This window comes from Cohnella sp. CFH 77786 (assembly GCF_019400745.1).
GTDB lineage: Bacteria > Bacillota > Bacilli > Paenibacillales > Paenibacillaceae > Cohnella.
Map to the genome: position 1 here is coordinate 21,350 of NZ_WJIB01000006.1, position 14,815 is coordinate 36,164.

11 protein-coding genes are annotated in these 14,815 nt (G+C 60.2%); 3 read left to right on the top strand and 8 right to left on the bottom strand.

What is annotated here, in order from left to right:
• Window positions 1–8: 8 nt before the first annotated feature.
• Both GE107_RS10900 and GE107_RS10905 read left to right on the top strand, forming a co-directional pair.
• Entirely contained in the window at window positions 9–872 is an 864-nt protein-coding gene (locus GE107_RS10900; protein WP_255570412.1) for a class I SAM-dependent methyltransferase, read from the top strand.
• Window positions 865–2,193 carry a CapA family protein gene (locus GE107_RS10905; RefSeq protein WP_219639863.1) on the top strand — a complete coding sequence of 443 codons (1,329 nt, stop codon included), beginning with the start codon at window positions 865–867 and terminating at the stop codon, window positions 2,191–2,193. The genes GE107_RS10900 and GE107_RS10905 overlap by 8 nt, the downstream gene beginning before the upstream one ends.
• A 72-nt stretch (window positions 2,194–2,265) precedes the next feature.
• On the opposite strand, the gene GE107_RS10910 is transcribed toward GE107_RS10905, so the two are convergent.
• Window positions 2,266–2,748, bottom strand: a complete 483-nt coding sequence (locus tag GE107_RS10910) for a MarR family transcriptional regulator (RefSeq protein ID WP_219639864.1) — start codon at window positions 2,746–2,748, stop codon at window positions 2,266–2,268.
• Between the two features lie 190 nt (window positions 2,749–2,938).
• Between GE107_RS10910 and GE107_RS10915 the strand changes: the two genes are divergently transcribed.
• On the top strand, window positions 2,939–3,115 hold the full coding sequence (locus tag GE107_RS10915) for a hypothetical protein (protein WP_219639865.1): 177 nt from the start codon (window positions 2,939–2,941) through the stop codon (window positions 3,113–3,115).
• A gap of 2 nt (window positions 3,116–3,117) precedes the next feature.
• Here GE107_RS10915 and gyrA read toward each other — a convergent pair whose 3' ends face one another.
• The 7 genes from gyrA to GE107_RS10950 form a co-directional block, all read right to left on the bottom strand.
• On the bottom strand, window positions 3,118–5,598 hold the full coding sequence (gene gyrA / locus GE107_RS10920) for a DNA gyrase subunit A (RefSeq protein WP_219639866.1): 2,481 nt from the start codon (window positions 5,596–5,598) through the stop codon (window positions 3,118–3,120).
• A gap of 555 nt (window positions 5,599–6,153) precedes the next feature.
• Window positions 6,154–8,127, bottom strand: coding sequence for a DNA topoisomerase IV subunit B (gene parE, locus GE107_RS10925; protein WP_219639867.1), 1,974 nt, complete (start codon window positions 8,125–8,127; stop codon window positions 6,154–6,156).
• Window positions 8,128–8,166: 39 nt separating this feature from the next.
• The gene (locus tag GE107_RS10930; protein WP_219639868.1) at window positions 8,167–9,156 is read right to left on the bottom strand and encodes an ABC transporter permease; all 990 of its coding nucleotides are present in this window, start codon (window positions 9,154–9,156) and stop codon (window positions 8,167–8,169) included.
• A complete protein-coding gene (locus GE107_RS10935; protein WP_219639869.1) occupies window positions 9,149–10,123 on the bottom strand; it encodes an ABC transporter ATP-binding protein in 975 nt (324 codons plus the stop codon). Before GE107_RS10935 ends, GE107_RS10930 begins: the two co-directional genes overlap by 8 nt.
• Before the next feature lie 16 nt (window positions 10,124–10,139).
• Window positions 10,140–11,000 carry a GDSL-type esterase/lipase family protein gene (locus GE107_RS10940; RefSeq protein ID WP_219639870.1) on the bottom strand — a complete coding sequence of 287 codons (861 nt, stop codon included), beginning with the start codon at window positions 10,998–11,000 and terminating at the stop codon, window positions 10,140–10,142.
• 102 nt (window positions 11,001–11,102) lie between these two features.
• Window positions 11,103–12,902, bottom strand: a complete 1,800-nt coding sequence (locus GE107_RS10945) for an ABC transporter ATP-binding protein (RefSeq protein WP_219639871.1) — start codon at window positions 12,900–12,902, stop codon at window positions 11,103–11,105.
• The gene (locus GE107_RS10950) at window positions 12,899–14,701 is read right to left on the bottom strand and encodes an ABC transporter ATP-binding protein (protein ID WP_219639872.1); all 1,803 of its coding nucleotides are present in this window, start codon (window positions 14,699–14,701) and stop codon (window positions 12,899–12,901) included. The genes GE107_RS10945 and GE107_RS10950 overlap by 4 nt, the downstream gene beginning before the upstream one ends.
• Between the last annotated feature and the right edge of the window lie 114 nt (window positions 14,702–14,815).

Consider the following 14,815-nt stretch of genomic DNA (forward strand, 5'->3'; position numbering starts at 1 on the left):
TGATCCAAATGGCGAAAGACTGGCAGGACTACGAATTGATCGACACCGGCGGCGGAGAGAAGCTGGAGCGTTGGGGCGACGTCGTGCTCCGGCGTCCCGATCCCCAAATCATTTGGCCGCTTCACGCAGAAACCGCAGCCTGGAAGAATGCGGACGGACATTACCACCGCAGCTCGTCCGGCGGCGGCCATTGGACGTTCCGGCGCTCGCTGCCCGAACGGTGGAACATCTCTTACGGGCCGCTCAAATTCCATATCAAGCCCACCAATTTCAAACATACCGGCCTGTTCCCGGAGCAAGCGTTCAACTGGAGCTGGATCATGGACAAAATCCGGGGCGCTGGGCGGCAGGTACGGGTACTGAACCTGTTCGCCTACACGGGAGGAGCCACGGCCGCGTCGGCCGCCGCTGGCGCGGAAGTATGCCATGTGGACGCCGCCAAAGGCATGGTCCAGTGGGCCAAGGAGAACGCCCAGCTGTCCGGTCTGGGGGAAGCCCCGATCCGCTACATCACGGACGACGTGTTCAAGTTCGTCGAGCGCGAGATCCGGCGCGGGCGCCAGTACGAAGCGATCATCATGGATCCGCCCTCCTACGGCCGCGGACCGAACGGCGAAGTCTGGAAGCTGGAAGAGAATCTCTATCCGTTCCTGGAGTCCTGCGCTTCCATTCTCTCCGACCGTCCGCTGTTCGTTCTGGTGAACTCGTATACGGCGGGTCTCTCACCCACGGTTCTGCACAACCTGCTTCATATGGCGATCCGGCGCAAACGGGGAGGAAGCCTGAACTGCGGGGAAATCGGCCTGCCGATTACGTCCAGCGGACTCGTGCTCCCTTGCGGAATTTTCGGGCGATGGGAGAACGATGATTAAGTCCCGGTCCAAGATCGGCATCGCTTGGCGTGGACCGCCCCTCGTTCTGCTCTTATGCGCGATGCTGCTGAGCGCCTGCCTGGACGCATCTCTTACCGTCCATCCCACTTCCGCCACTCCGCAGGGCGCCGTACCGCCGCCTGCCGCCGCTCGATCCGGAGCCTCGGGTTCGATAGCTGCCGGAGCGGAGCCCGATGAAGCCGGGAACGGCGAATCGGAGAACGCGGCAGCCGGAAGCGACGGATCCGAAGCTCCCGCCCCGGAAACCGGTGAAGCGACTTTGCTTGCGGTAGGCGACATCATGGTCCATTCGCCGCAGCTGCCCGGGTATTACGACTCCAAGGCCAAACGGTATGACTTCTCTCCGTGGTTCTCGAGGGTCGCTCCCCTTCTCAGCGAAGGAGATTGGGTCGTCGGCAATCTCGAAACGACGCTGGCCGGAGCCGATTTGAAGTATACGGGCTATCCCAGGTTCAATGCGCCGGAGCAACTGGCGGACGCCTTGCGCAAGGCGGGTTTCGGAATCTTGTCGACCGCGAACAACCATTCGATGGACCGAGGCTTTGCCGGCGTGCAGCGCACGCTGCGGAACGTGCGGAAATCCGGGTTGATTCCGTTCGGGACCGCCGAATCGCTGCAAGATGCCAAACGGCTCGTCATCGTCGAACGAGGCGGCATTCGGATGGGGTTTCTTGCCTATACGTACGGCACGAACGGCATTCCGGTCCCGGCGGACAAATCGTTCGCCGTCTCCCTGATCGATCCGAAACGGATGGCGGCGGACATTCGGCGTCTGCGTGAAGCCGGGGCGGACGTGGTAACGGTATCGCTGCATTTCGGGATGGAATACCAGCGTCTCCCGAACGACGACCAACGGAAAATCGTCCGTGCCGCCGTCGGTTCGGGCGCGGACATCATTCTCGGATCCCATCCCCATGTGGTTCAGCCCTACGACGTGATTCGGGTTCCTGCGACGGAAAGCCCGCTCAAGCAAGCGCGCCAAGGCCTGGTCATCTACTCGCTCGGCAACTTCATCTCCAACCAGACGGAGAATTGGAAAGACGTCGGCCTCATCTTCGGCGTGCATCTCGTCAAATCCAAGCAGGCCGACGGTTCGACCGAAACAACCTGGGACCGCATCGATTTGACGCCGACCTGGGTCCACATCCGGCTCGCGGACAATAAACGATATTATACCGTACTTCCTCTGCGGCAAACGCTTGAAACCCGCAGCGATCCTATGCTCACCGACTCCGATTACGCCCGGATGGAGAAGCTGCTGGCCGGGATCGAGCGCCATTTGCATACCTTCCGCATTTAACGAGAAGCCTCGTGCGACGGTGTCGTCGTCCGAGGCTTCCTTCATGTATCGATCCAATGGCCGTTCCCTTCTTCAAGCGCCCTTCTCCCTCTCTTGTTCAGGGCTCTTGTCCGCGGTTTTATCGGGTGCAGCCGAGGCGTTGTCGCGGGTACCGGCCACCTTGCCGATCAGATACACGAGCAATTGCCGGTTATGGGCCGATATGCGGTCCAGCGACCGACCTGCGACTTCGGCCCGGACGCGAAGCCCCCTTTCGACCTCCGAACGTCCGAGCTCGGTCATATGAATCCAGACGATCCGGCGGTCGCTTTCGTCCCGCCTGCGTTCAACCAGACCGGCCCGCTCCATGCGATCCAGCAGAGTCGTGATCGCCGCGGGAGTCGTCTCCAGGTATGGGAGCAATTCCGATGGCTTCATCGGCTCCTTCGCCAGCAGGAGCTCCAACACTTCCAACTGCCCGGCCGTCAGCTGCGGCGCCAGCTCTTCCTCCAGCGCAGCGTTCCAATCTTTCGTGAGTCTCATCCAGATTTTCACAAATTCCGCCGCCGTGTCCATCGAAACGTCTCACTCCTCCCGAACCGTGCCTTCTCTTTCATTATACGCAGAGGCATTGTCGAAAGATAGTTTAATGCAATTAAATATTTACGACATGAATCCGCAAAAACGCGAACCAGGCGACAGCCTATCACATATACTGGTGGCAGAACATGGTGAAACGCGTAGATGTCCAGCAAGGAGGCGCCCCATGTCGATGACTGAGGAACGAATCCGAATGATCGGCCAAATGGCCCGGGATGCCGGATTAATCGAAGACCCACAGTGGATGAACCGGCTTGAGGAACCGGTGCCGCTTTGGGTCGTATTGGATATGCTGCTGCGGTGGATCGACCGGACGGATCCGCAGGACGGACCGTTCGACTGAACCTAGCGTTCAGGGCTTTGCAGCGGTTTCACGAACGCTTCCGCGATCGTATCCGTGCGGTCCGCTTGCACAACCGCCTTGCCCTGGGAACGTCGATCGTCGATCGGGGCCGATTCGGACAGGAACTCCGACGTTTGATTCCCCGCCGCCGTCACCGTGAGCAGGGTGATGGCTTCTTTCACGTGGAATGCCGCGATCAGGCGGGTACCGTTCGGCTTGACCCGCTTGCCTTCCTTGAATTCGAACGTTTGGATGCCTTTGCCCCCGCGCCCTTGCAACGGATAATCGAGAAGCAGGGTGCGCTTGGCGTAACCGAGGTCGGTGAGGACGAGTATTTCCCCTTCGTCTCCGGACACGGGGATCGCGTCCGCAAGGATGTCGCCCTCCTTCAGGGTGATGCCGCGGACGCCGCCCGCCACCCGGCCTTGCAGGCTGACTTCGTTCTCCGCGAACCGGATGCCCATCCCTTGTTCCGACACGAGGAGCAAATCTTCCGGCGCGTCGGAACGGAAAACCTTGAGCACTTCGTCTCCGTCCGCGACTTTGCAGGCGGCGATGGCCATGTTCCGGTTCGTCGCGTATTCCGCGAGAGGCGTGCGCTTCACCTGTCCGCGTTTCGTCACGAAGACGAGCACGGGACCGTGATCCGCCGCCCCTTCCGGCGGGACAAGCTCGGACGGTTTCACCGGTACGACGGAAACGATTCTATCGTCCTTGGAAAGCGGAAGCACGTTGACGATCGCCGTTCCGGTATCCTTCCACTTAAACTCGGGAATCTGGTGCACCGGGAGCAGGAAATATTGTCCCTTCTGCGTGAACAGCAGAAGCGGATCCACGGTGCTGACGCCCAGGCTCCAACGGATGACGTCGCCTTCCTTCACGCCCGCGCTGCCCAGCTCGCCCCCGGAACGCGTAAACGATAGCAGGCTCGTGCGCTTCACGTATCCGCCGCGGCTGATCGACACGAGCACGTCTTCGGCGGGTACCGTCACTTCCAGGTTCACCTTGATCTCTTCCACTTCGCCCTGAATGGAGGAACGCCGGTCGATGCCGTATTTGTCGCGGATTTCCGTCAGTTCGTCCTGGATCACCTTGAGCAGTTTGCGGGGACTCTCCAGAATGGCCCTGAGCTGGGAGATTTTCTTGTTCGTTTCGTCCAATTCTTTCTGCAGCTGCGTGATCTCGAGATTGGTCAACCGGTACAGCTGAAGCGTCAGGATCGCGTCCGATTGGCGCTCGGAGAAGCCGAACTTCTGAACCAGATTGTCCTGCGCGTTCTGCCGGTTCTTCGAAGCCCGGATCGTCTCGATGACCGCGTCCAGGATGTTCAGCGCTTTGACGAGGCCTTCGAGCACATGGGCCCGATCCTCCGCTTTCTCCAGGTCGTACCGCGTGCGGTGGGTGACGACTTCTTTCTGATGCTCGATGTACGCTTCCAGCATCGCTTTGATTCCGAGCTGGCGGGGCGCCTTATTGACGATCGCCACCATGTTGAAGTTGTAGGCGACTTGGAGATCGGTTTTCTTGAACAGGAAAGCGAGAATCCCTTCGGCGTCCGCGTCCTTCTTGAGCTCGACGACGATCCGCAAGCCTTGGCGGCCGCTCTCGTCCCGAACTTCCGCGATGCCGTCCACCTTTTTCTCGAGCCGTAAATTGTCGATGGCGACGACCAGTTTGGATTTCACGACTTGATACGGAATCTGGGTGATGACGATCTGCTGCTTGCCGCCCCTCATGTCTTCGATCGCCGTTTGGGCGCGAATATAGATCCGGCCCTTGCCTGTCTCGTAGGCCTCCCGGATGCCCTCTTCACCCATGATGATGCCGCCCGTCGGGAAATCGGGGCCTTTGACGATTCCCATGAGATCCTGAACGGTCAGATTCGGGTTGTTCATGACCGCGATGCAGGCGTCGATGATTTCCCGCAAGTTGTGCGTCGGAATCTCGGTCGCGAATCCGGAAGATATCCCGCTGACCCCGTTCACCAGCAGGTTCGGGTACCTCGAAGGCAGCACGACCGGCTCCTTGGTCGAGTTGTCAAAGTTGTCCTTGAACAGCACCGTGCGTTTCTCGATATCCCGCAGCAATTCCATCGCGATCGGGGACAGGCGCGCTTCCGTATAGCGCATGGCTGCGGCCGGATCGTCGTCCATCGATCCCCAGTTGCCGTGGCCGTCGATCAGCGGATGGGCCATTTTCCAAGGCTGCGCCATCCGCACCATGCCTTCGTATATCGAAGAGTCTCCGTGCGGATGGTAGTTCCCCATGACGTCCCCGACCGTTTTGGCCGATTTGCGGTACGGCTTGTCCGGCGTGTTGCCGGCATCGTACATCGCGTACAGAATCCGCCGCTGAACCGGCTTCAGCCCGTCCCGCACGTCGGGAATGGCCCGGTCCTGGATGATGTATTTGGAATAGCGCCCGAACCGGTCCCCCACGACCTCTTCGAGATACGCCGGCAGGAAATTCTCAAGAATGCTCAAATGCTGCTTCCTCCTCGCGACAATTCATTCGAACCGGAGTGTTGCCTAAGTCACGTTTCCATACGCATTATTGCGATCTAACGTCTCCATAAGTCACTATTTTCACTCACATGCGCTCAATCGCCGAAATAACGTCTCCATTAGTCACTACTTCCACTCACGTGCGCTCAATCGCCGAAATATCGTCCCCACAAGTCACGATTTCCGCTCACGTGCGCTCGCAAATAGCGGAACGGAGTTCCGTTATTTCGACGCATCGAGCGGTTTTCGGGCATAAAAGCGGAACTTGGTTCCCTTATTTAGGCCAGCAAGCTTGTTTTCGGCAATATAACGGAACGAAGTTCCGTTATCTCCCTGACCAACCTGTTGCCGCCCTTCGTCCCGCCATCCGCAACTTCCCCATCCACGCCCCCGAAGGTGCCCATGCGGGAGTCCAGAGGGCGCAGCGCCTCGGATCCCCCTTCCGGGGAAGGGGGACTTGGGGGGTTGGCGACCCTCGATGGGGGACTTAGGGGTTGGCGACCCTCGATGGAGGACTTAGGGGTTGGCGACCACTCACTCCTCGAACTCCGTGAAGTCCACGTTCTCGATGATCCACCGCTTGCGGGGATCGACTTTATCGCCCATCAGCGTGGACACCCGCCGCTCCGCCTTGGCCGCGTCCTCGATCTGCACTTGCAGCAGCGTACGCGTTTCGTAGTTCATCGTCGTCTCCCACAGCTGCTCCGGGTTCATTTCACCGAGACCCTTGTACCGCTGCAGCTCCGCGTTTTTGCCGAACTCCTTCAGATAGCTCTGCAACTGTTCGTCCGTCCACGCGTAGCGGATGGTCTCCAGCTTGCCGGACTTGCGCGTGATCTTGTACAGCGGCGGCTGCGCGATGTAGACGCGCCCGGCGTCAATAAGCGGCTTCATATACCGGTAGAAGAAAGTCAGCAGCAGCACCTGGATGTGCGCGCCGTCCGTATCCGCGTCGGTCATGATGATGATTTTCGAATAGTTGCACTCGTCCACGTCGAACTCCGAGCCGATGCCCGCTCCGATGGCCGAGATGATCGCCTTGTACTCCTCGTTCTTGAGGATGTCGATAAGCTTCGCCTTCTCCGGGTTCATCGGCTTGCCCTTGAGCGGCAAAATCGCCTGATGCTTGGAGTCGCGCCCCTGCTTCGCCGATCCGCCCGCCGAATCGCCTTCCACGATGAACAGCTCGTTCTTCGTATAATCCTTCGACTGCGCGGGAGACAGCTTGCCGCCGAGGCTCGGGCTCTCGCTCCGCTTCTTGCCGCTGCGCACCTCCTCGCGGGCTTTGCGGGCGGCTTCGCGGGCTTTGGATGCCTGCACCGCCTTGCGGATCAGCATGCCCCCGACCTGGGGATTCTCCTCGAGAAACACCGCCATCTTCTCCGCCACGACGGCGTCAACGGCGCTGCGGGCCGATGCGCTGCCGAGCTGGTCCTTCGTCTGTCCGACGAATTCGACGTCCGACATCTTGATGTTGATGACGGCCATCATGCCCTCGCGCAGGTCGTTGCCCTCGAGGTTCTTCTCTTTTTCCTTCAATTGGCCCGTCTTGCGGGCGTACTCGTTCATGACCCGCGTGTAAGCGGTTTTGAAGCCGGTTTCGTGCGTGCCGCCGCCGCGCGTCGGAATCGCGTTGACGAACGAGGCGATCGTCTCCGTGTATCCGTCGTTGTACTGGAGCGCCACCTCGACCTCGATCTCGTCCTTCTCCGCGGCAAAATGGATCACGTCGTGCAGCACCGTTTTATCTTCGTTCAGGTATTGCACGAATTGGCTGGCTCCGCCCTCGTAGTGGAAAGCGTCTTCTTTGCCCGCCCGCTTGTCCGTCAAGGTGACTTTCAAGCCGGAGTTCAGGAACGCGATCTCCTGCAAGCGTTCGGCCAACGTGTCGTAGCTCAGGTTGATGTTGCCGTGGAACACCTTGGGGTCCGGCTTGAACGTGACCTTCGTCCCGGTCTTGTTCGTGTTGCCCAGCACCTCGAGCCCCGTCACCGGTTCGCCCACGTGCTCTTTGCCGTCCGGGTCCGTCCAAGTTTCGAACCGCATTTTATGTACTTTCCCGTCGCGGTAAATTTCCACTTCCAGCCACTCCGACAGCGCGTTCGTGACGGACGCCCCGACGCCGTGCAAGCCGCCGGATTTCTTGTAGCCGCCGCCGCCGAATTTGCCGCCCGCGTGCAGGATCGTATATACGACCTGAGGCGTCGGGATTCCCGTCTTGTGCATGCCGGTCGGAATGCCGCGCCCGTTGTCCGTCACGGTAACGGAGTTGTCGGCGTGCACCGTCACGTCGATGCGCGAGCAGAACTTCGCCAGGTGCTCGTCCACGGCGTTGTCGACGATCTCCCAGACCAGATGATGCAGCCCCGACGAAGTCGTGCTGCCGATATACATTCCCGGCCGCTTGCGGACCGCGGTTAATCCTTCGAGAATTTGAATGTCGTCCGCGCCGTATTCCGTGCCCGGCTGAACTGCTTTCTCCGCGAACAGGTCCAATTGTTCGGTCACCGAGGGACCTCCTTACACTCTCTTTACCTTCGTCCTATTTTAGTTCAAGATATCTTGCTTCGTAAAGACGGCAAACGAAACGACCAACCCGGCAAGCGCCCATAGGCCCAAAACGCAGAGAGAAAAACCGAGCGTCATGCCTTCGATCGGGGGAGGCGTCCCCTGCAGGTAGGAGGTCAGCTCCAAATTGACGTTGAACAGGTATTTCGCGCTGTGCCAGGACGAAGCCATGTTCGTCAGGATCGCGCCCGCGATAATCGCCGCCATCATCGTGACGAAGCTGGCTGCCGTGCTTCGGACCAGGACGGACACCATCAGCGCCAGAATCGCCACCGTCATCGAGGCAAACCAGATGAGGCCGGCCTGCATGAGAACATACAAATATTGCGGGATGGCGTGAACGGCGGAGGTATTCACGTCGGCCCCGCTCACTTGGAACCCGACGAAGATCGGCTCGCCCCACCCTCGATATCCGAATACGAGTCCCGAAATCAAATAACAGAGGACGACCGTGGACACGATGATCAGGGAAACGTATAACGTCAGCGTAACCAGCTTGGAGAAAAGAATCCGCCATCGCCGGACGGGCCGCGTGAGCAGCATTTTGATCGTCCCCGTCGACCGCTCGCCCGATACGAGGTCGGATGCGATTGCCAGCACCATGAGCGGAATGAACAGCGTGACGGCGTTATCCATGAAGCCGCGCGTAAACGTGACGGCGTTCGGGGTTTGCGGATTGATGTCATGGTCCAAATAATACTGCAGCTGCTGCACGAGAGCCCGGCGCCATTTTTTCCATTCCTCCGGAATCCGGTCGCTGCCGAGCGCCCTCGTATTGTCCGTGATCCGGTTCTGCAGCTCCGCGCGCCAGTCTCCTTTGAATTTTTCCGCGCTGTTCTGGGCGATTTTCATTTGGGCGTAAACGAAAACGGGAATGAGAATCAGCAAAATGAGGACGACGACGGCAAAACGTTTTTTCTTCCACACTTTGATCGTTTCGTTCTGGACGAGCGCCAGCAGGTTAGCCAATTTTCTCACCCTCCGTCAGTCCCAGGAATAGCTCCTCCAGCGACGGGGAAACCCGCTGGACCGCCTTCACACCGATCCCCGCGCCGACGAAACGGGCCACCGTGCCGGCAATCCGGTCTTCCTCCATCACGGTGATGATCGCCTCCGGCATTCCCGCGAGAATCGAATCGTCGATCCGGTGTTCGTGCTCTCCGATGAGGCGGACGCCCGGATCGGCTTCGAGCATCGCCTTGCCCGCTTCCGGCCGGTCCAGCAGCCAAACCGTATACGTGTCCGCTTGCGAGACGAGCTCGTCGACGTCGCCGACTGCGATCACTTCGCCTCTCGCGATGATGGCGACCCGGTCGCACATGAGTTGGATTTCGCTCAGCAGATGGCTCGAAATGAACAGGCTCATGCCCCCGTCGGCGAGCCGGCGGATGAATGCACGCAGCTCCTTGATGCCAAGGGGATCGAGGCCGTTCGTCGGTTCGTCGAGAATGAGCAGCTTCGGCTTGCCGAGCAGCGCCTGCGCGATGCCGAGCCGCTGCCGCATGCCGAGCGAATACGTTTTGACCTTGTCGTGAATGCGGCGGTCCATCCCGACGATCTCCACGACTTCGGCGATCCTCTCGGCGGTGATGCCCTCCTGCATCCGGGCGAAATGCTCGAGATTCTCCCACCCGGTCAAATAACCGTACATTTCCGGATTCTCGACGATGCAGCCGACGTGGCGGAGCGCCCGCTCCGGGTTGCGGTTAACGTCTTCGCCGCACACCAGAATGCGTCCGGATGTCGGTTTGATCAGGTCGACCAGCATGCGGATCGTCGTCGTTTTGCCGGAACCGTTCGGGCCGAGGAATCCGAAAATCTCTCCCGCGCGGACGTCGAACGAGACGCCTTTGATGATCTCCTTGCGGCCGATACTCTTTTTCAAGCCCTGCACGGACAGGACCGTTTCTTGAGCCTTTGGCGTATTCGTGGACATGGACGTTTCCTCCCCCTTACTGCAGAACCTGCACGATCCGATCGGCGATGCGCGCGTAACCGGCTTCGTTCGGGTGAAAATGGTCCGAGGACAGAAACCGGGCGATGTCGGATTCGAACAGATCGTACGTCGCCACGACCGTGGCGTTGCCGTCGGCGACGGCGAGATGGTGCGCGTAGGCGTTCCATCTTTGCACGATGTCGCTGGCCTCAACCCGGATTCGCTCCAAATCGTAGAACGGATTGTACAGCCCCACATAGACGATCCGCGCCGTCCCGTTCAGGCTCCGAATTTTCGCCAGCACGTCCCGCAGCCGGTTCTCCGCCTCCGGCAGCCTGCTTTCCAGCTGAGCCGGAGAGATGTCGCTGCCCTGCGCCATCGAGCCTCCGTTCGTCGCGAACTGGAACAGATCGTTGCCTCCGATCGTCAGCATGACGACGTCGGCTTGCCGGATCGCGTTCACGAACCCCGTGTCGTCCAATCTCTCGAGCAGCTGATCGGCCCGAAGGCCCCCGAGCGCAAGGTTGTTGACGACGCGAACCGGCTTGTCCATCGCCTTGGCCAACGCTTCCGCCGCCGTTTTCACGTATCCGTTCCCCGTCGCGTCCCCCGTCCCCACGGTCAAGGAATCGCCGAGCGCCGCGATGAGGATTTCCGGCTTCCCCGCCAGGCTCCCCCCGGTTGCCGCAGGCGGCGGCGAAGCCTCGGGAACCGCCATTCCCGCGGTGGGCATCCATTGATCCTTCAGCGCCCAGCCGAAGCCGGCCAGCAATAAGAGCAGGCAAGCGAGCGCCGCTGTGCCCAGCCCGCGCCATAACCACGTCGTCGATCCCATACGCCTCTCCCTCTCCCTCTCGATTCCGGTATCCTTCTCCACTAGCGCTTTTCTCCACGATAACTTTTCCGGTCCTATTTTTCAAATCGAAAAGCCCGCCCGACATCAACGTCGGACGGACCTCGCAAGAATTTCACATTTGGATTAGGCCGTCAAAAAACGATATTGCGCGTCGACGAGGCTGCGGTAATGGCCCGGGCGCTTCATCAGCTCCTCATGGGTTCCCTGCTCCACGATGACGCCGTGATCGAGCACGACGATGCTGTCGGCGTGGCGGATCGTGGACAGCCGGTGCGCCACGATGAACGACGTGCGGCCCTGCAGAAGCGTGTTCAGCGCCTCCTGGATGCGCAGCTCCGTCTCGGTGTCGATGCTCGCCGTCGCTTCGTCTAGAATCAGGACTTTCGGATCCGCCAGCAGTGCCCTCGCGAAGGAGATCAGCTGCCGCTGACCGACGGACAGCGCGTTGCCCCGTTCCTGCACTTGCGTATCGTAGCCGTCCGGCAGCTTCGTAATGAAATCGTGCGCGAGCACCGATCTTGCCGCCGCTTCGACTTCCGCGTCCGTCGCGTCGGGGCGTCCGTAGCGGATGTTGTCCCGGATCGTGCCGGAGAAGATGAACGTATCCTGAAGGACGATGCCGATTTGCGAGCGGATGCTCCCCAGCGTCACGTCCCGGATGTCCACGCCGTCCATCTTCACGCTGCCCTCCGTCACGTCGTAGAACCGGCAAAGCAGGTTGATGATCGTGCTTTTGCCCGAACCCGTGTGCCCGACGAGCGCGATCGACATGCCCGGCTTCACGTCGAGATGGATGCCGCGCAGCGCGAGCCGGTCTGCCTCATAACCGAAGGACACGTTCTCGAAGCGCACCGCGCCTTGCAGCGGAGGCATCGCCTTGGCCTGCTCCTTCTCGGCCACCGCGGGCTGCTCGTCCATGTACTCGAAGATCCGTTCCACCGACGACATCGAGATGAGCAGCTGGGAATACATCATGCCGAGCCGCGTGATCGGTTCCCAGAAGCTGCCGACGTAGGAGACGAAAGCGACGAGCGTACCGACGGTCATGGCGTGATTCTGAAGCAAATAGGTGCCGTACAACAGCAGGATCAAGGTCCCGATCGCCGACGTGACTTCGATGACCGGGCCGAACAGTTGGTTCAAGGCAGAGGCGAAATTCCAGGACCGGATGTTGCTCTTGCTCATGCCGTCGAAAAACCGTTTGTTTTCGTTCTCCTGGGCGAACGCCTGCGTGATCCGGATTCCTTGGATCGACTCGTTCAAGTGGGAATTGATGCGCGACTGCTTGATCCGCACGACCTGCCAGGCGAGACGGATCCGCTTCCGGAGCGAAGCGGAAACGAGGAACATGATCGGCACGGTAATCATGACGGCCAGTCCCAGCTTGAAGTTCAGCGCGAGCAAAATGACGATGATGCCGATCAGCTGCAGGATGTCGATGATCGAGTTGACGATTCCGTTCGAAAGCGTGTCCTGGAGCGAGTTGACGTCGTTCGTCACCCGGACGAGCACGGAGCCCGCCGGGCGCTTGTCGTAGAAACGGAACGACAGCGATTGGATATGGCGGAACAGCGCCGATCGGAGGTCGAAAATAACCTTCTGCCCGACCCGGTTCGTCAAGTTGATCGTGTAGTGCGTCGACCACCACCGGAGGCCGTACAGCGCCAGCATGGCGCCCGCGATCGCGAAGAGCAGCGGCACGTTTCCTTCCCCGGACCCGGGTTTGATCGCCCGGTCGATCGCGGTGCCCATCAGCAGCGGAATCGCGAGACGCGTCATCATGCCGAACACCGTCATGACCACCGCGACCTTGGCCACCTCAAGCCGATACGGCCGGATGAAATCGAACAGGCGGGCCATCTGCTTCCAGTTAAACGGCTTCATGATCAGCTCGTCATCCTGGTAAACGAATTTCCGGCTCATCCCGTCACCTTCCTTCCCAGCACGGATACGGAATCGAGCGCATACGAGTCCAGCTGCTCCGGACGGTCCGCGAACTGGATTTTATACGTTTCCCGGTACAGTCCCGGCTGACGCAGCAGCTTGTCATGCCGCCCGCGCTGCACGATATGCCCGCGGTCCAGCACGACGATTTCGTCCGCGTGCATGAGCGAGGAGATCCGGTGCGCGATGATGAACGTCGTCCGCCCCTTCATCACTTCCCTCAGCGACTGCTGGATTTCCTGCTCCGTCTCCATGTCGAGCGCGCTGGTCGAGTCGTCGAGGATCAGCACTTTCGGCTTTCGCAGAAACGCCCGGGCGATGGCGATCCGCTGCTTCTGGCCGCCCGACAGCCCCATGCCCCGTTCGCCGACGACCGTCTCGTAGCCTTGCGGGAGCTCGCGGATGAAATCGTCCGCCTTGGCCAGCCTCGCCGCCTCTTCGATATCCTCCATCGTCGCGTCCGGGCAGCCGTATGCGATGTTTTCCTTGATCGTCGTGGAGAACAGGAACGATTCCTGGAACACGATCGCCATATGGCGGCGCAGGCTCTCGAGCTCGATATGCCGGATATCGACGCCGTCCAGCGTGATCGCGCCTTCGGTCACATCGTACGCCCGCAGCAGCAGATTCACGGCCGTCGATTTGCCGGAGCCGGTTCCTCCCAGGAGGCCGATGACGGAGCCCGGGGGCACGTCGAGATCGAAGCCGGTCAGCGCGGCCGGCTGGTCGTCGCGGGAGCCGTAGCGGAAATGAACGTCATCGTAACGGAGATGGCCGCCTGTCGACCCGTCCTCCAGAACGAGGCAATGCTCGGAGTTGCGCACCGCGATCGGCTGGTTCAGCAGCTCGAGCAGACGCTCCCCCGCGGCTTTGGACATCGTGTATCCGTTGATTTGGAAGCCGAGCGTCCACAGCGGCGCCACGATGATGGCAAGCATGCTCGACATGGCGACGAGATCGCCGAGCGTCAAATGTCCCGCGATGACCCGCCAGCCGCCGACCAGAAGGAGCAACGCGACGCTGAAGTTCGCGATGAACTCCATGACCGGAAAATACTTCGCCCACACGCCCGCGATCTCGAGGTGCTTTTCGCGGTATTCCTCGTTATTGCCGGAAAATTTCTTCACCTCGAACGGTTCGCGGGCGAACGATTTGACCGTGCGCACCCCCGTGACGTTCTCCTGGACGCTGACCGTCAGCCGGCCGACCGCCGAACGGATGGCGCGGAACACCGGATGGATCTGCTGCTCGAACCGGATCGCGACGTATCCGAGCACCGGGATGACGGACAACGTGATCAGCGTGAGCTGCCAATCGAGGAAGAACATGACGGAGAAGCCGAACAGCACGAGGAACGCGGTGTTCATCAACTGGGCCATGCCGAAGCCGATGAAGTTCCGGATCCCCTCGATGTCGGCGGTCAAACGGGACATCAAGTCGCCCGTGCGCGCCGTGTCGTAGAAAGAAAAGCTGAGCTCCTGAAGCTTGGAATAGCATCCGTTGCGCAGCCGATAGGCCAAACGGTTCCCCAGCCTGCCTCCGCAGAACCCGTGAACGTATTGGCAACCGGCCTTGATCACGACGATCCCTACCGCGAGAAGCGCGAGGGCGAGCACGCCATCGTACTTGCCGGGAACGATCATGTCGTCGATCAGCCTGCGGAGCAGCAGCGGATAGATCAGTCCAAGCGCCGTCGCCGCCGCCAGTCCCAATACGGAACCGAGCAAAAACGGTTTGTCTTGCCAGTAGTAGGCTTTCAACCCTCGGAAGATGTCCAAAATCAGACCTCCTTCATTTGGTTACCACGGAAGTTTAACCCGATTTGGTGGGAGCTGCAATTTCATTCTGGGCCTATATGGCAGACTGAAGCGGAACCTGCCGGATTTACCGCG

What these genes read in the sequence shown, in the direction of transcription:
- GE107_RS10900 (WP_255570412.1), top strand. Translation starts at nt 9, where the DNA reads ATGGCGAAAGACTGGCAGGACTACGAATTGATCGACACCGGCGGCGGA.
- GE107_RS10905 (WP_219639863.1), top strand. Translation starts at nt 865, where the DNA reads ATGATTAAGTCCCGGTCCAAGATCGGCATCGCTTGGCGTGGACCGCCC.
- GE107_RS10910 (WP_219639864.1), bottom strand. Translation starts at nt 2,748, where the DNA reads ATGGACACGGCGGCGGAATTTGTGAAAATCTGGATGAGACTCACGAAA.
- GE107_RS10915 (WP_219639865.1), top strand. Translation starts at nt 2,939, where the DNA reads ATGTCGATGACTGAGGAACGAATCCGAATGATCGGCCAAATGGCCCGG.
- GE107_RS10935 (WP_219639869.1), bottom strand. Translation starts at nt 10,123, where the DNA reads ATGTCCACGAATACGCCAAAGGCTCAAGAAACGGTCCTGTCCGTGCAG.
- GE107_RS10945 (WP_219639871.1), bottom strand. Translation starts at nt 12,902, where the DNA reads ATGAGCCGGAAATTCGTTTACCAGGATGACGAGCTGATCATGAAGCCG.